Genomic DNA, 17,999 nt, shown 5'->3' on the forward strand with positions numbered 1-17,999 from the left:
TGACCGGTATGCCGATAGTTCATCCACGGGAAAGGGATCACGCTTTCTTGCGAAAACGCAGAAGGTGTGAATTCCAAGCCCTGCCTATTTCAGACAATTGGATTGTGGCCCCTTTACGAGCGCTTCAAAACTTCATTCCAATTTTAGTTTTGTAACCTAGGTTGTCCTGATGCCGGCGTATGAAGCGCAGATGTGGAAGGTAAGTGCGCCACGGCGCACGCTTTCGCGCGCGCTGATTGTGGCGTTGGCGTGCTCGACCGTGCTCGTTGCCGAATCGGGGTCGGCGGTCGCCTTCGAGCTCTTCGGCATCAAATTGTGGGGCTCTTCGAATGACGAAGACGCCGATATCGTCGACCCGCTGCGCTATGCGGTGACCATCGAAGCGCCCGATGCCGACAAGGACCTGATCAAGAAGCTCGAAAACGCCTCGTCGCTGAAATCCGACGAGGACCGCCCGGTTTCCGGCTCGCTCGGCCTTTTGGCAAAGGCGCGTAGCGACCGCGAACAGCTGGTCGCCGCGCTTTATGCCGACGCCCGTTATGAAGGCGTCGTCACCATCACCATCCAGGGCAAGGTGCTCGACGATTTGCCGCCCGATGCCGAATTTACAGCTCCGCAGCCGGTGCCGGTGGTGATCAGCATTTCGAGCGGGCCCAAATTCACACTTGGCAATATCAGGCTGGAGGGCGATGCCGCCGGGCTGGCGAGCGCCGATTTCGGGCTGATAGCCGGCGGCGATGCCGGCTCGGGCGCCGTGCTCAAGGCCGAGGCGCTGATCGTGCGGGCGCTGAAGCAGGAGGGCCGGCCGCTGGCCCGGATCACCGACAGGCAGGTCGTGGCCGAGCACACCACCTCGACGCTCGACGTGACGCTGACGGTGGCCGCCGGGCCGGTTGCCGGTTACGGCGACACCACCGTCGATGGCACCGAGAAGGTCGATCGCGAGTTCACCGAATATATGACCGGGCTGAAACGCGGCCGGCAATATTCGCCTGACGAGATCGACGATGCCCGCGACCGGCTGCTGAGGCTCGAAGTGTTCAACAGCGTGACGCTGAAGGAAGCCGACAGTCTTGACCCCGACGGCAACATTCCGATCGGCGTTCAGGTCAGCGAGCGCAAACCACGCTATTTCGGCGTCGGCGGCACTTTCTCCAACACCGAAGGGCTAGGCCTGGAAGGCTATTGGGGCCACCGAAATCTGTTCGGCCGGGCCGAAAAGCTGCGCATCGAGGGCAAGATCAGCGGCATCGGCAGCAACGATCTCAGCGAGCTCAACTACAATGCCGGCATCATGTTCGAGAAGCCGGGGGTGGTCGGGCCGGCCTCGAAATTCATCGCCAGCGTCAAGACCGTACTCGAACATCCCGACGCCTACGACCATTTTTCGGTCAAGGGCAGCACCGGCCTGTCCTATGAGATCGACAAGAAGCAGACGGTTTCGGCTGAAATCGCGCTCGACTACTCCAGGATCACCGACGCTTTCGGCAAGCACAAATACCTGATCGCCAGCATTCCGCTGCAATATGTCTACGACAACAGGGACAACCGGCTCAACCCGACCAGCGGCTTCAGGGTTCTGGCCTATGCCGAACCGAGTTACGACATTCTGAGCGGCGCCGCCTTCCTCAAGCTCAGGGGCGAGGGGTCGGCCTATCAGTCGCTCGACACGGCCTCGAAATTCGTGCTTGCCGAACGCGTCGCGCTGGGTTCGATCGTCGGCACCGGCCTTCAGAACGTTCCAGCCGACAGGCGCTTCTATTCCGGCGGTGGCGGCTCGGTGCGGGGCTATGCCTATCAGGGCATCGGACCGAAGGACATCGACAATCAGCCGATCGGCGGGCTTTCCTTCTTCGAAACATCGGTCGAAATGCGCATTGCTCTGACCGACACGATCGGCATCGTGCCGTTCGTCGACGCCGGCACTGTCTCGACCACAGCGACGCCGGACTTTTCAGACGTGAAGGTCGGCGCGGGCGTTGGCCTGCGCTACATCACGCCGTTCGGGCCGCTGCGCATCGACGCCGCCGTGCCGCTCAACCGCGACCGTGGCGACCCGCGTTTCGGCATCTATGCCGGGATCGGACAGGCGTTCTGACGATGAAGATTTTGAAACGCATCCTTCGCCTGTTTTTCTACACGCTGCTGATCGTGGCGGCGGCGGGCATCGGCGCGTTGGTCGTGCTGACCAAGACCGAGCGCGGCCGCGAAAATCTCGCCGGCATCATCTCTGACATGGCCTCGTCAGGGGACAGCAAAGTCACGGTCAGCGGCATTAACGGTATCTGGTCCGGCGCGCTGACGGTCGACCATGTCGTGCTGGAAGACCGCGAGGGCGCCTGGCTGGTGGCCCGCAAGGTGGCCGTCGACTGGTCGCCGCTGGCGCTGTTGTCGAAGAATTTCAGCGCCGACCGCATAGCGGCCGAACGGATAGAACTGGCACGGCTGCCTATGGCGAGCACCGAGCCGAGCAAGAGCGGGTCGACCGGCCTGCCGGTTTCGCTTGATATCAGAGCGATCGATTTGCCGGAGATCGCGCTCGGCCAGCAACTTGCCGGCAGCGGCATTGCCGAACTTGCGGCCAAGGGATCGGCCAAGGTCGATGCGTCGCCGCTGGCGATCCAGACGGTGCTCAACGTTACCCGCCATGACGGCAAGCAAGGCAATGTCGACGCCAACATCCACTTCGCGCCGGATGAAAACAAGCTCGACCTCGATCTCAAGGCTTCCGAGCCGGCCGGCGGCATCATCGCCAACCTGCTCAAGCTACCCGGCGCGCCGCCGGTCAACATCGTCGTCTCGGGCACCGGGCCGCTGGCCAACTGGAGCGGCATCGGCACCTTCATGGTCGACGGTCAGATCGTTACCCAGCTCACCGGCCGGCACCAGCTCACCGACAAGGGCAACCGGATCGAGGCCAAGGGCGACGGTTCGTTCGAAGGCTTCCTGCCGGAACGGTTCAAGTCGCTGTTTGCCGGCAAGACCAGCTTCGACCTAGCCGGCACCGCGACCGCGACCGGCGGCGTCGACATCGAGCGCGCTGCGATCGAGAGCGACGCAGTTCATGGTACCGCTGCCGGCATGGTCGACCCCAAGGGCGCCAGCGACCTTTCGGTCGAACTCGTGGCCAAAGCCAAGCCGGTCACGGTCAATGTCGGTACCCCGGCGCAGCCGATCATGGTGGCCATCAACAATGTGACCGCGCGCGCCTTCGGTGACGGCAAGGCGCCGATGATTGACGCCGGCGCTTCGCTCGTCTCGGTGGTTGCGGGCGGTTCTCAGGTGAACAATCTTGATGCGCGGATCCATTCCGACGGTTTCGACATCGAGAACCGCAGCGGCCCGGTCAGCGTGTCGCTGGCGGCGGCCGGGCTGAAGACCGACGTGGCGACACTGGCCCCGCTGGTCACCGGCAAGCTGACGGCCTCTCTTTCCGGCTCGATCAGCAAGGATGAGATATCGCTCGATGAGGGTACGCTGCGCAGCGATGCGCTCAATGCCGGGCTGACGGCCAAGGTGGCGCTGGCCGACCTCGCCATGACGCTCAAGATGAATGCCGATGCTGTGTCGACGGCGCTGCCGCCGCAGATCAGTTCGCTGCTCGGCGAACGGGTCAAATTCTCGGCGACCGCGACGCGCGATCCGCAGGGCTCTTTCGCCGCCAACTCGATCGAACTCACTTCCGGTTCGCTGAGCGCCAGCGGCACCGCCAGCGCGCAAGGCAGCGATATCCAGGCCGACATCAAGGGCAAGCTCGGCGACGTCTCGGTGCTGTCTTCGCTGGTCGGCGTGCCGATCGCCGGCGGGGTCGATTTCGCGCTGACGGCAAGCGGCGCGCGCAACGCACCGGATTTCTCGGTTTCGGCCGACAGTGCCAGCCTGACGGCCTCCGGCCGCACCGTCAAGGACATCAAGCTGACCGCATCGGGCAAGGCCGGCATTGTGAGCCCGGCCGCAGATGTCTCGCTGACCGGCGCGGTCGACGAACAGCCGCTCGCCATCAAGGCGGCGCTGGTGACGAGCGACGGCAAGCGCTCCATCAAGGGGCTCAGCGTAGCGCTGGGCGACAACAAGGTGTCGGGCGACCTCGCGCTCGATGAAAAATTCCTGCCGCTGGGGACGCTGACGATCTCCGCCCCCGACATCGCGCCGCTGGCGTCGCTGGCCGGGCAGACGGTGGCCGGCGATATCGGCGGCACCGTGGTGTTCTCCAAAGACGGCGAGGCGCCCACCGTCACCATCAATGCAGCCAGCGTGTCGATCGCGCGCGGTGATGTGGCAGCCAAGGCAGTCACCGTCAGCGCACTGATCGCCAACTATCTCAACAGCCCTGCGATCTCCGGCACGATCAAGGCCGAGAGCGTGACCTCGGGAACGACCGTCGTCAGTGGCATCGGCGTCGACCTCAAGCGTGACGGCGACTGGACGAATTTCACCGGCGGCGCAACCATATCAGGCATTCCGGCGACAGCTGCCGGGCGGGCGAAGATTGCCGGCGGCGCGACCAGCGTCGAGATCGCGTCCGGCGAGGCGACGGTGCGCGGCATCAAGGTGGCGATCGCCGAGCCGTCGAGCCTGACCATTGCCGATGGCATAACCAACATTCAAAAGCTGGTAGTCGATCTCGGCGGCGGCTCGGTGACGCTGTCGGGCACGGCGGGCCGGACGCTCGATCTGGCGGCGACCTTCTCGGCGCTGCCGGCTGCGCTTGCCAATGGCTTTTCACCCGGCCTCGATGCCGGGGGCACGCTCGACGGCACGGCGCAAATCGCCGGGCCATCGGCAAATCCCGATATCCACTTCGATGCAAAGCTGGCCGGCGCCGAGACCAGCCAGACCCGTCAGGCCGGGCTCGGGCCGCTCGATGTCGATGCGGCCGGCAGCTATTCCGCGGCCGGCGGCGTCGTGCTCGACCAGGCGACGCTTTCGGGTGAGAAAATCTCCGGCAAGGCGGCCGGCACCCTCAACCCGAACGGCGCCAGCGATTTCGCGCTCGACCTGACCTCTTCCGGTCCGAGCCTGCCGCTGGCGTTCGGGAGCGTGGAAGGCCCGATCAAGCTCGAACTGCAGGCGCTGTCTGTGAAGGCGGCGGGGCAGGCTGCGCAAGCCAAGCTCGATATCTCGGCGGTGTTGCCGTCGGTGGCGACGAATTTCACCAAGGTCGAGGGCATCTCGCTGGCGCTGCATTCCGACGCGTTCGATGTGAGAAGCCGCACCGGTCCGATCTCGGGCACGATGACGGCGGACAAGATCGGTCTGGACAATCCGACCATCGCACCGCTGATCGCCGGCAAAGTCACCGCCAAGGTCGCGGGCAGCCTGGCGGCCGATGCGATCACCATCGACAGCGGCTCGGTGCAGGGCGATGCGCTGGGCAGTGCCTTCAATGGCCGTGTCGGCTTTGCCGATGGAGCAATCGACCTCAACCTCAACGCCGACGTGCTGTCGGCGGCGTTGCCGGCGGCGGCGCGCAGCGTGCTGGCAGAGCGCACGCAGCTCAGCGCCACGCTGAAGCGGGATGCCAATGGCAATGTCAGCGCCAATCCGGTCACGCTGGCGTCGGGCGCACTGACCGCGGACGGTCAGGCCAGCCTCGCCGACAACAAGCTTAGCGCAGATATCAAGGGTGCACTGGCCGACATCTCGCTGTTGTCGAAAGATGCCAAAGGCGCGATCAGCTTTGCACTCAACGCGCAGGGGCCCAGCCTGGCGCCGGACCTGTCGCTGACGGTCAACAGCGACCGCCTGCTGGTGGCGGAACGCGAAATCACCGGACTTAAGCTGATTGCGACCGGCAAGGCCGATGCCGCGAACCCGGCAGCCAATGTGCAACTGACCGGCAATGTCGCGGGGCAGGCGCTTCAAGGCAGCGCGGTGCTGGCCACGGCCGACGGCAAGAGCGCCATCAACGGCCTGCTGTTGTCACTCGGCAAGAACAGGATTTCCGGCGACCTCGCCCTCGACGAGGCTTTCGTGCCGGTCGGCACCATCGCGCTCGACCTGCCGGATATCGGGCCGCTGGCGGCGCTGGCGCTGGAAAAGGCCGAAGGCGACGTGCGCGGCACCATCGCCTTCTCAAAGACCGCGGATGGCCCGAACGTCGCCGTCAAGGCTGCGACCGCTTCGATCACGCGCGGCGATCTGCAGGCGAAGACGGTGTCGATCGATGCGCTGGTCGCCAACTATCTCGCCGCGCCGGTCATCTCGGGCAAAATTCGCGCCGACAGCGTCATTTCCGGCGGCACCGCCATCAGCGGCATCGATGTCGATTTGAAGCGCGACGGCGACTGGACCGGGTTTTCCGGCGGCGCCACCGTCAAGGGCATTCCGGCGAAGGCTGCGGGCAGGGTAAAGGTGGCTGGCGGCACCACCACCATCGAACTCGCTTCCGGCCAGGCCACGGTGCAGGGCATCAAGGCGGCCATCGCCCAGGCCTCGACCGTCAGCATCGCGAACGGCACCACGACGCTGGACAAGCTGGTGCTCAATCTCGGTGGCGGCACGGCGACGGTGACCGGCAAGGTCGGGCAGGCACTCGACATCAGCGCCGCGCTGTCGAAGGTGCCGGCCTCACTCGCCAACAGTTTTTCGCCGGGCCTCCAGGCCGCCGGTTCGATTTCGGGAACAGTCAAGGTAACCGGCGCGCCGGGCAATCCGACTGTCGCTTTCGATATCGATGCTGGTGGGGTGCAGACCTCGCAGACGCGCAGCGCCGGTCTTAGCGGCATGAATATCTCTTCGTCGGGAACATTCGCCGGCAAGAAGCTCACCTTCAACGCCGACATCAGCGACGGCGCCGGGCTTGGCCTCAAGGGCGGCGGTACGGTAACGACGGCCGGCACACCAGCGCTGGTGCTCGACTTCAACGGCAAGGTGCCATTTTCCTTCCTGGCCGCCAAGCTTGCGGCGCAAGGCCTGTCGCTCAGCGGCACCGCCAACGTCAATATCCAGATGCGCGGCCCGGCGGCGTCGCCGGTGATCGGCGGCACGGTCAGCACGTCGGGCGCCCGCCTGGTCGACGCGCGCTCCGGCCTTGCCGTCAACGACATTGCCGCCGACATTTCGATCGGCAACGGCGTTGCCCGGATCAACCGGCTGACCGGCACGCTGTCGACACGCGGCAGCCTGTCGGCCTCCGGCACACTCGGCATCAATCCGGCGCAAGGTTTCCCAGCCGATTTGTCTATCAAGCTGGTTGACGGCCGCTATACCGACGGCAGGGTGGTGACAGCCAATCTCGGCGGCGACCTGACCATCAAGGGGCCGCTCACCTCGGCGCCGGTGATTTCGGGCACCGTCAACCTGGCCAAGACCGTCATCACCGTTCCCGATAAGCTGCCGGGCTCGCTGGCGGCGCTCGGTGTCAAGCACAAGAACGCGCCCGCCTCCGTGCGGGCGCAGGACAAGGCCTTGCGACCGGCGGCGGCCAGCGGGGGTGGCGGCAGTGGGCTTGTCCTCGACGTCACGGTCAATGCGCCGAACCAGATCTTCATCCAGGGCAGGGGTGTCGATGCCGAGTTCGGCGGTTCGCTGAGGCTGACCGGCCCGGCGGCTTCGCCGCAGGCGGTCGGCACCTTCACCTTGCAGCGTGGGCGGCTGTCGATCCTCGGCAAGCGGCTGACCTTTACCGAAGGCACGGTCGGCTTTTCGGGCTCGCTGGTGCCCTACCTCAACTTGACCGCGACATCGACCACGACCAGCGCCACCGTCACCATCGTCGTCTCGGGCGAAGCGACCAATCCGAAATTCGACTTCTCATCGGTGCCGGCGCTGCCCGAGGACGAGGTGCTGGCGCAGCTGATTTTCGGCCGCTCTATGTCGAACCTGTCGCCGCTTCAGATCGCGCAGTTGGCCGAGGCCGCCGGCCAACTGGCCGGCGTCGGCGGCTCGACCTCGCTGCTCGAAAACCTGCGCAGTGCAATCGGCGTCGATGACCTGGATGTGACCACCGATGACCAGGGCGGCACCGCCGTGTCGGCGGGCAAGTACCTCAATGACCGCACCTATGTGACGATCCAGAAAGGCGACAGGCCAGGATCGGGCAAGGCGACGATCGACCTCAATGTGGGACGCGGCGTCAAGCTGCGCGGCGAGGCCAACGATGGCGGCGAGGCCAAGGGCGGCATATTCTACGAAAAGGAATATTGAGTTCCTGGCCCTTACCGCCACCGGAACTGGCGCTGTCTCAACCCGCCCAAATGTATCAATTACTCGCCTAAGCAGATTCCGGCGGAATCTGGGCGCGCTAGCACTTTTGCGCCAAGTCTGTCGTTATCACGCGAACCGCTCCCTTTTCAAAGTTGCACATTCCCTAACAGGTTCCGTAGCCATGCCGTCTTTGACATCACGGCAGGGATGCGGAATGTTAAAAGGCGGAAAGCCAACAATGGGAGTTAAGGTATGACAAATTACAAGAGTAATGGCGATCGCGTTCCCGATCACATCCTGGCCATGGCCGAAGAAGCCAAGGCAGGCAAAGTCGATCGCCGCGAGTTCCTCGCCATGGCGAGCGTGTTCGGCGCGTCGACTGCGATGGCCTACGGCATGCTCGGCGTAGCCGTGCCGACCCAAGCCAGGGCCGAAGAGGTGCAGGGCAAGAAGGGCGGCATCCTTAAAGTCGCGCAATGGGTCAAGGATCCCAAGGATCCGCGCAAGGCCGACTGGTCGGAAATCGCCAATGCCGAGCGTCAGGCGCTTGAGCCGCTGGTCAAGTACACCAGCGAATACACGTTCCGCCCGTACCTTCTGGAGAGCTGGGAGGTCAACGACGACGCCACCGAGTACACGCTGCATGTGCGCAAGGGTGTGACCTGGTCGAATGGCGATGCCTTCACCGCCGATGACGTCATCTTCAATCTCAAGCGCTGGGCCGACAAGAAGGCCGAGGGCAATTCGATGCCTGGCCGTCTCGGCACGCTGGTCAAGGACGACAAACTCGACGAAAGCGCCGTGACCAAGGTTGACGACCACACCGTCAAGCTGAAGCTCGGCAAGGCCGACATCGCGCTCATTCCGAACATGTGCGATTATCCCGGTCTCATCGTCCACAAGAGCTTCGACGAGAAGGGCGGCGACTTCAAAGCCTGCCCGATCGGTACCGGTCCGTTCGAGCTCGTCTCCTACGATGTCGGCCAGAAGGTGGTCTACAAGCGCCGCGAGGACAACAAGTGGTGGGACGGCGAGGTGTTCCTCGACGGCATCGAATTCGTCGACTACGGCACCGATCCGGCAGCCATGGTCAGTGCCTTCGAGGCGGGCGAAGTCCATACCAATTTCGAGACCTCGGCCGACTATGTGTCGATCCTCGACGGACTGGACCTGGTCAAGTCCGAAATCGTCACCGCCTCGACCATCGTGTGCCGCACCAACATCAACAACAAGCCTTACGGCGATCAGAAGGTGCGCAACGCGCTGCAGTTGGCGGTCGACAACAATGTCGTTCTGCAGCTTGGCTACGGAAATGCCGGCACGGTGGCTGAAAACCACCATGTCTGCCAAATCCACCCGGAATATTACGAGCTGCCCAAAGTCGCTCGCGATCCGGCCAAGGCCAAGGCGCTGATGGCGGAAGCCGGCCAGGCCGACTTCGAGCATGAGCTGATCACGGTCGACGAAGACTGGCACAAGAATACCGGCGACGCCATCGCCGCGCAGATGCGCGACGCCGGCCTCAAGGTAAAGCGCACGGTGCTGCCGGGCTCGACGTTCTGGAACGACTGGACCAAGTACCCGCTGTCGATGACCAACTGGAACATGCGCCCGCTCGGCGTTCAGGTTCTGGCGATCGGCTATCGCACTGGCGAGGCGTGGAACGAGTCGGCCTATTCCAACCCCGAATGGGATGCCAAGCTCAATGCAGCATTGGCTGTCGCCGATGCGGCCAAGCGCAAGGAAATGATGAAGGACATCGAGCAGATCCTGCAGGATTCCGGCATCATGATCCAGCCATACTGGCGCAAGCTCTACAGCCACTCGGTCAAGGCGGTGCAGAATTACAAGATGCATCCGACCTTCGAGCGCGACTACGGCAAGGTCTGGCTCGACCAGGCGTGATTGGAACGTCAGGGAAGGGGCGCTTCGCTCCTTCCCGTCACGCCTCGCATGGCCCAGAACCGGAAGCCGCCGCAGCAAAAAGTTGCGGACTCTCCTGAAAGACCGTTCAATAAAACTGGGTTGATTGCATCCGAGTGCCGATTTGACGGCCAACTCTGCCGGCAACGGCAAAGCTGGTTTTTCGAACTGGCTCCAACCCCAACCAGACCGGCAGGGGACCGCCATGCTTTCTTTCGTAATCCGGCGTCTCGGCACCATGGCATTGACGATGCTGTGCCTGACGATGATCGTCTTCTTCCTGATCAACCTCGAGCCTAATTTGAAGAAGCTGGCGATCAGCCAGACCGAAATGCACACATCGGCCGAACAGCTCGAAAGCTGGCTGGTCAACCATGGCTACCGGCAGAACTTCTTCGTGCGCTACGGGCAATGGCTGGGCGTCGTCCCGAAGCAACCGGTGACCGATCCGGCGACCGGCAAGCCGACGCAGCGTTTCTCCTTCTGCAACGATCCGCTGGAGCCGAAATTCTCCGGCATCCTGGAAGGTGATTTCGGCTGCTCGACCAAGTTCAAAACCTCCGTTGCGTCAAAGCTCTTCCCCGCACTCGCCGCCACCGGTATCCTGATGCTCTGTGTGCTGTTGGTGATGGTGCCAATTTCGCTGCTGATTGGCATCCTGGCCGGCATGCGCGAGGGCTCGCGAACGGACCGAACGCTGTCCGTCGCATCGATCGCGTCGACCGCGACGCCCGAATATGTGTCCGGCGTCATCTTCACCGTCATCTTCGCCTCCTGGCTCGGCTGGCTGAACGGTTCGGCCGCCTCGGCAAGCCAGGGCATCACCTTCTACAATTTCACCCTGCCGGTGATGACGCTGGCGATCTACGGCATCGGCTACATCGCCCGCATGACACGCGCCTCGATGGTCGAGGTGATGACGCAGCAATATATCCGCACCGCCCGGCTGAAAGGGCTTTCCTTCGGCAGCGTCGTCGTCAAGCACGCGCTGCGCAATGCGCTGATTGCGCCGTTCACCGTCATCATGCTGCAATTTCCCTGGCTGCTTACCGGCGTCGTCATCGTCGAGGTGATGTTCCGCTACCAGGGCTTTGGCTACACGCTGGTCGAGGCCGCCGGCAACAACGACATCGATCTGCTGCTTGGCTGTTCACTGGTCTCGGTGTTCATCGTGCTGATCACGCAGCTCATTTCGGATGTCGGCTACGCGTTCCTCAATCCGCGTATCAGAGTTCAATAGGGGGCTGGGGCAGATGCAGGTCGAATATATCGGTGCCTTCAATGTCGTGCTCGGCGTGATTGGGCGTTTCTGGCCAGTCTGGTTAGGGCTTGCCCTGGTGATGGGGGTGAGCTTCACCTACAAGAAAAGGCTCGGCCTCTACGGCCAGTTGTTCGACAGCGGCGTCGGCATAGTCGGTGTCGGCATCTGCCTGTTCTGGCTGTTCACGGCAATCTTCGCGTCGACCGTCGCGCCCTTCGATCCGCTCGCCCAGGTCCCGATCATGAAGGATGCGCTGCCGGGCGCGCTCGAGCCGGTATCGAAACTCATCTACTATTTCGGCGGCGACAAGCTCGCCCGCGATGTCTTTTCGCGCATGGTCTATGGCAGCCAGATCGTGCTGATCATCGCACCGGCGGCGACCGGTTTCGCGCTGATGGTCGGCATCACGCTCGGTCTGCCCGCCGGTTACTATGGCGGCCGGATCGACACCGTGCTGTCGTTCCTAGCCAATCTGGTGCTGGCCTTCCCGGTGATCCTGCTGTTCTACCTGCTGGTGACGCCCGGCATCATGGATACGCCCATCCCCTACGCCATGGCCGGGTTGTTCTTCCTGTTCCCGATCATATTCTTTTCCGTACTGTTCTGGACGCGCTACAAGAACCGGCCGGACCGCCTCTATATATTGCTCGGGCTGACGCTGATCATCGGCGGCTGGGTCTATGCCGGCCTGGTCTTCGATGCCGATCCGTTCAAGATCATCCACATCGACCCCAACCAGCTCAATATCTTCGTGGCGGTGGTGTTTGCTTCAAGCCCCGGCGTGTTCCGCATCGTGCGCGGCCTGGTGATGGACATCAAGACGCGCGACTATGTGGCGGCGGCGCAGACGCGCGGTGAATCGCCTTGGTACATCATGCTGTGGGAGATCCTGCCCAATGCGCGCGGGCCGCTGATCGTCGATGCCTGCCTGCGCATCGGCTACACCACGATCCTGCTCGGCACGCTCGGCTATTTCGGGCTGGGCCTGGCGCCGGAGAGCCCGGACTGGGGCACCGCGATCAAGGACGCCAGCCGCCTGCTGCGCTCCTTCATCCACCCGGCGCTGCCGCCGACCATCGCGCTGATGTCGTTCGTGCTGGGCTTGAACCTGCTTGCCGACTCGCTGCGCGAACAATCGATGAAAGACTGATCTGCGGGTTTCGGCCCGCGAGCATGAAAATAGGATTGGAGCGACCCATGAATGAGGCAGTTCGAAATCCCGGCAACCCGACCCTTGGGCCAAGCGCTGCGCCGATCATCGAGATCGAGAACCTGTCGATCTCCTTCTTCACCCGCAAGGGCGAGATCCCCGCCGTCATGGACTTTTCCTGCACGGTGATGCCGGGCGAAGCCATGGGCATCGTCGGCGAGTCCGGCTGCGGCAAGTCGACCGTGTCGCTCGGCATCATGCGCGACCTCTCCAACATCGGAAAGATCGTCGGCGGCAAGATCAAGTTCCAGGGCAAGGACATGGGCGAGCTGTCCGACGAGGAGTTGCGCTCCATCCGCGGCAACAAGATCGCCATGATCTACCAGGAGCCGATGGCGAGCCTCAATCCGGCGATGAAGGTCGGCCAGCAATTGATGGAAGTGCCGCTGATCCACGACAAGGTGTCGAAGGAAGAGGCTTACAAAAGGGCGCTCGAAATGGTGCGCTCGGTGAGATTGCCCGATCCCGAACGCATGATGCGTTCCTATCCGCACCAGCTGTCCGGCGGCCAGCAGCAGCGCATCGTCATTGCCATGGCGCTGCTGTCGAAGCCGGCGCTGCTTCTGCTCGACGAACCGACGACGGCGCTCGACGTGACGGTGGAGGCCGGCATCGTCGAACTGGTCAAGGGGCTGGGCGAGAAGTTCGGCACGTCGATGATCTTCGTGTCGCACAATCTGGGCCTCATCCTCGAGACCTGCGACCGCATCACGGTGATGTATTCGGGCGAAGCGGTCGAGACCGGCAAGATCAAGGACGTGTTCGACCGGATGCGTCACCCCTATACGCAAGGGCTGTTCCGCTCGATTCCGCTGCCGGGCGCCGACAAGAATTCGCGGCCGCTGATCTCTATCCCCGGCCAGTTGCCGCTGCCGCATGAGCGGCCCAAGGGCTGCAATTTCGGGCCGCGCTGCCACCATTTCGTTGAGGGCGTCTGCAATGCCGCCGAAATCCCGATGATCGAGGTCGCCGGTCACGAAGGGCATTTCTCGCGCTGCGTGCGCTTCAACGAGATCGACTGGGAAGCGCTGCCTCCCGGCGCCAAGAAGGTCAATGAGAAGGTCGTGCCCGGCGCGCCGGTGCTCAAGATCGAGGATTTGAGAAAATACTACAAGGTCGGCGGCAGCGAAGTGTTCGGCTCCAGCGAAGGCCGCGTCGTCAAGGCCAATGAGACGATCTCGTTTATGGCCCGCGAATCCGAGACCGTCGCCATCGTCGGCGAGTCCGGCTGCGGAAAGTCGACACTGGCCAAGGTCCTGCTCGGGCTGGAGACGGCAAGTGCCGGCACAGTGACGCTGGGCAACAAGGAGATCCAGTCGACCGGCATCGAGAAGCGCAGCGTCGAAACGGTGTCGTCGATCCAGATGGTGTTCCAGAACCCGTTCGATACGCTCAATCCCAGCCACTCCGTCGGCTCGCAGATCATCCGCACGCTGGAAAAATTCAAAGTCGGCAACAATGTCGCCGAGCGGCGCAAGCGCATGCTGGAGCTGCTCGACCTGGTGAAGCTGCCGCGGGCCTTCGAGACGCGCAAGCCGCGTCAGCTCTCAGGCGGCCAGAAGCAGCGCATCGGCGTGGCGCGCGCCTTTGCCGGCGATGCCAAGGTGGTGGTGGCCGACGAGCCGGTGTCGGCACTCGACGTCTCGGTGCAGGCGGCGGTGACCGAGCTGCTGATGGACATCCAGCGCAAGAACAAGACGACGATGCTGTTCATCAGTCACGATCTGTCCGTCGTGCGCTACATCGCCGACCGGGTCGTCGTCATGTATCTCGGCTACATCGTCGAGCAGGGTACGACCGACCAGATCTTCGCGCCGCCCTACCACCCCTACACAGAGGCGCTTCTGTCGGCGATCCCGATCGCCGACACCAGCGTGGTCAAACGGCACATCGTGCTCGAAGGCGATATCCCGTCGGCGATGAACCCGCCGAGCGGCTGCCCGTTCCAGACGCGCTGCGGCTACAAGAGGCTGGTGCCGGACAATCTGTGCGAGACCAAGGTGCCGCCGGTGAAGCATCTCGGCGATGGCCATATGAGCCTGTGCTGGCTGTCGGACGATGTGCTGGCGACGATGGAGCCGGTGATCAAGTTCGACAGGGAACACGCAGCGCACGAGGGCGTGCCGGAAGACGCACCGGATGGGATCGGCCCCGGTTTCGCCGGCGAACCGCCGAAGCGCCCGCATGGCAAGAAGCCGAGCTGACCAGCCATAGAGGCAATGCCGCTCGTTGGCGCATTGCCGCAGCGTCGCCATAGCTCAAGGAACGACAGCTACGTTCGCTTGAATATTGCTGTCCATTGCTTTATGTGATGCGTGATGTTTGATGCGCGTAGGGAGCATGTTGTGAGAACCACACTTGCAATCGATGACGATGTCCTACTTGCGGCCAAGGCCATGGCGCGACAGCAGGATCGCAGTGTTGGCGACGTCATTTCCGATCTGGCTCGCCGCTCACTGCGCAGGCCCCCGACCGGCGGTGAACGCAACGGCATCCCCTTGCTTGCATCGCGGCCCGACGGCCCGATGGTCGATCTCGAAATGGTCAATGCGCTTCGCGACGAATTGCCGTGACCTTCCTGCTCGACGTCAATGTGTTGATTGCGTTGATCGATCCGGCTCACGTCGCGCATGAAGATGCCCATCGGTGGTTCCAATCCACCGGGCATTTGTCATGGGCAACATGTCCCATTACCGAGAATGGCGTCATCAGGATTGTAAGCAACCCGAAATACCCCAATTCTCCGGGTTCGCCCGCCGTGGTGGCGCAGATTGTCGGCAAGCTGCATGCCCTTTCAGGACATCAGTTCTGGCCTGACGAGATCAGCCTTGTCGGTTCCAACGACATCGATGCAGCCAGGATCCTCACCCCGGCACAGGTAACGGATAGCTATCTGTTGGGACTCGCCAAGGCGCGTGACGGCCAATTGGCGACGTTTGACCGAAAGCTGTCGACGGCAGCGGTAAAGGGAGGAAGGTCGATCCTCCACCTGATCCCAAGCGAATGAATGGCTGAGTTCCGCTTCGATCGCAAACTGCGTGGCTGCAAGACCGCTTGGCAACGTCAGCTGCCGCATTGCTGCAGCTGTTCGGCATAGTCGCGGCCCATCTTTTCGGTCGCCCTGGCATAGCCCTGCACGCCGGCGTCACCACGGTTGCCACGGCCGTAGGCGGTCCAGCCGAGATAGTAGGCGAGATAGAGATTGTAGGTGTCGTTGCGGGCGACGCCGAACGTGTCTGATGTCTTGGAATGGTACCAGCCGACGAAATCGACGGCATCGGCAAATTTGGTCCGCCGCGCCGCCCAGCTGCCGGTTTCGCTTTGGTATTGCGACCAGGTGCCGTCGAGCGCCTGCGAGAAACCGGTGGCCGACGAGACATGCTTCCACGGAATGAAGCCGAGCAGTTTGGTACGCGGCGGCCTGGCATTGCTCTTGAAACCGGATTCCTTGCGCACCGTCGCCATCAGCACGGGGACGGGGACGCCGTATTTCTGCGAGGCGCGCTCGGCGGCCGACTGCCAGTTGTCGAACCAGCCGTCGTTCTGGTCGAAGACGGCGCAGACATTGTTGATATGGTTGGGCGGCGTCGCGCAGGCCGGCAAAGCCAGCAGCACGCCAACCGCTACAATTTTACTCAAATTCGAACTACGCATGGAAGACGGATAGGCTGAAATCATAAAGGGAATCTTGCGGCGTTTCTTAACGGCTTGCCGGCCCGGCTCCGCTGAGTGGGACCTTTATCATTATTCCGACCTTTTGCGTCGCCTCTGTCTCCATACGAATTCAAAAATGCCGCCTTGGCTAAAATCACGCCCGCGAAGGGCGGATTTCTGACAGCGATATCCGGATGCCGGCGCTCTGATGCCAGGCATGAATGAACCAAGACGAAAGCGCGGCGCGGAGCGAACCAGCAACCGGGGGCCCGCCGCCATCCCGCAACTTCCACTGCGGCGGGTGACCAATCCCTATCCGCCGATGGCGATGCTCTCAGTCGACCAGGTCGAAGCGATCCACCAGGCGTCGATGCACATTCTGGAAAATTTCGGCATCGAGGTGATGTCTCAGCGGGCGCTGGCGCTGTTCGAGAAGGCGGGCGCAAAAGTCGACCATGCGACCGCGAATGTCCGCATCGACCGGGGTCTTGTCGCCGAGGCGCTGAAGACCACGCAGTCCAGCTATCGGCTGACGCCGCGCAATCGCGCCAACACCATTCATCTCGGCGGCAACACGATCAATTTCACCCTCGTCGCCGGGCCGCCCAATGTGCACGACATGGAGCGCGGCCGGCGCGCTGGAAACTTGCACGACTATGCCGATCTGACCCGGCTAGCGCAGCATTTCAACTGCATCCACATGCTCGGTAACCAGGTCTGCGCGCCGGTGGAACTGCCGGCCAACACCAGGCACATGGATACCTATTTCACCAATCTGACGCTGACCGACAAATCGTTCCATGTCTCGGCGATCGGACGAGGCCGGGCGCTGGACGGCATCGAGATGATGGCAATCGCGCGCGGGCTGACGCTGGACGAGATGCGCGATGATCCCGGCATTGCCACCATCATCTCGGTCAACTCGCCGCGGCGTTTCGACGAGATGATGGCCGAAGGGCTGATGACCATGGCTGAGTTCGGCCAGTCGGTGGCGGTGACGCCGTTCACGCTGATGGGCGCGATGAGCCCGGTGACGCTCGCCGGCGCCCTGGCGCAGCAGAATGCCGAGGCGCTGTTCGGCGTGGTGCTGACGCAACTGGTGCGCCCCGGCGCGCCGGTGATGTACGGCGCCTTCACCTCCAACGTCGACATGAAGTCGGGCGCGCCGGCCTTCGGAACGCCGGAGAACACCAAGGCCAACATCGCCTCGGGGCAATTGGCGCGGCGCTACAATCTGCCCTACCGCACGACACCGGGGTCGGCATCGAATGCGGCGGACGCGCAAGGCGCCTACGAGACGCTGATGGCGCTGTGGGGCGCTGTGCTCGGCCACGGCAACCTCGTCTATCATGCCGCCGGCTGGCAGGAGGGCGGGCTGACGGCATCGTTCGAAAAGCTCATCATTGATGTCGAGATGATCCAGCACATGATGGAGTTCTTGCGCCCGATCGTCGTCGACGAGGCGGAGCTTGCGGTCGAGGCGCTGGGCGCGGTGCCGACCGGCGGCCATTTCTTCGGCGAACCGCACACGCTGGAACGCTATGCCACCGCCTTCTACCAGCCGATACTGTCCAACTGGCAGAATTACGAGGCATGGCAGGAGGCCGGCGGCCTCGACACGACGGCGCGCGCGACCCGGCTGTGGAAGAAGGCGCTGGAAGACTATGTCGAGCCGGTGATGGATATCGCCGTGCGCGAGGCGCTGGAGGCGTATGTGGCCAGGCGCAAGGAAGCGATCGGGCAGGGCGAGCCGTGACTTTTTCAGCGTCGGCGCGCGGCGCTGCCTTTCTGATTCACCTTATC

At 63.1% G+C, this 17,999-nt stretch carries 10 protein-coding genes; 9 read left to right on the top strand and 1 reads right to left on the bottom strand.

The features are described 5' to 3' along the window. Window positions 1-169 precede the first annotated feature (169 nt). From ACYG9Y_RS06515 to ACYG9Y_RS06550, 8 genes are all read left to right on the top strand, one after another. Window positions 170-2,098, top strand: coding sequence for an autotransporter assembly complex protein TamA (locus ACYG9Y_RS06515; protein ID WP_023739907.1), 1,929 nt, complete (start codon window positions 170-172; stop codon window positions 2,096-2,098). 2 nt (window positions 2,099-2,100) lie between these two features. After that, a complete protein-coding gene (locus tag ACYG9Y_RS06520) occupies window positions 2,101-8,148 on the top strand; it encodes a translocation/assembly module TamB domain-containing protein (protein WP_023739906.1) in 6,048 nt (2,015 codons plus the stop codon). A 252-nt stretch (window positions 8,149-8,400) separates the two neighbouring features. Continuing rightward, on the top strand, window positions 8,401-10,053 hold the full coding sequence (locus ACYG9Y_RS06525; RefSeq protein ID WP_023668187.1) for an ABC transporter substrate-binding protein: 1,653 nt from the start codon (window positions 8,401-8,403) through the stop codon (window positions 10,051-10,053). Window positions 10,054-10,276: 223 nt separating this feature from the next. Next, on the top strand, window positions 10,277-11,311 hold the full coding sequence (locus ACYG9Y_RS06530) for an ABC transporter permease (RefSeq protein WP_023668188.1): 1,035 nt from the start codon (window positions 10,277-10,279) through the stop codon (window positions 11,309-11,311). A 13-nt stretch (window positions 11,312-11,324) separates the two neighbouring features. After that, window positions 11,325-12,482, top strand: coding sequence for an ABC transporter permease (locus ACYG9Y_RS06535; protein ID WP_023690814.1), 1,158 nt, complete (start codon window positions 11,325-11,327; stop codon window positions 12,480-12,482). 47 nt (window positions 12,483-12,529) lie between these two features. Further along, a complete protein-coding gene (locus tag ACYG9Y_RS06540) occupies window positions 12,530-14,746 on the top strand; it encodes a dipeptide ABC transporter ATP-binding protein (protein WP_023668190.1) in 2,217 nt (738 codons plus the stop codon). 141 nt (window positions 14,747-14,887) lie between these two features. Next, entirely contained in the window at window positions 14,888-15,115 is a 228-nt protein-coding gene (locus tag ACYG9Y_RS06545) for a hypothetical protein (RefSeq protein WP_023668191.1), read from the top strand. Next, window positions 15,112-15,549, top strand: coding sequence for a TA system VapC family ribonuclease toxin (locus tag ACYG9Y_RS06550; protein WP_023682204.1), 438 nt, complete (start codon window positions 15,112-15,114; stop codon window positions 15,547-15,549). The genes ACYG9Y_RS06545 and ACYG9Y_RS06550 overlap by 4 nt, the downstream gene beginning before the upstream one ends. A 56-nt stretch (window positions 15,550-15,605) precedes the next feature. On the opposite strand, the gene ACYG9Y_RS06555 is transcribed toward ACYG9Y_RS06550, so the two are convergent. Continuing rightward, complete coding sequence (locus tag ACYG9Y_RS06555; protein WP_023739905.1) at window positions 15,606-16,196, bottom strand: transglycosylase SLT domain-containing protein; 591 nt, start codon at window positions 16,194-16,196, stop codon at window positions 15,606-15,608. Window positions 16,197-16,413: 217 nt separating this feature from the next. Here ACYG9Y_RS06555 and ACYG9Y_RS06560 point away from each other — a divergent pair, with 217 nt between their 5' ends. Next, the gene (locus tag ACYG9Y_RS06560) at window positions 16,414-17,952 is read left to right on the top strand and encodes a trimethylamine methyltransferase family protein (RefSeq protein WP_023739904.1); all 1,539 of its coding nucleotides are present in this window, start codon (window positions 16,414-16,416) and stop codon (window positions 17,950-17,952) included. Window positions 17,953-17,999 lie beyond the last annotated feature (47 nt).

The sequence above is a fragment of the Mesorhizobium sp. W050 genome (genome assembly GCF_054719535.1).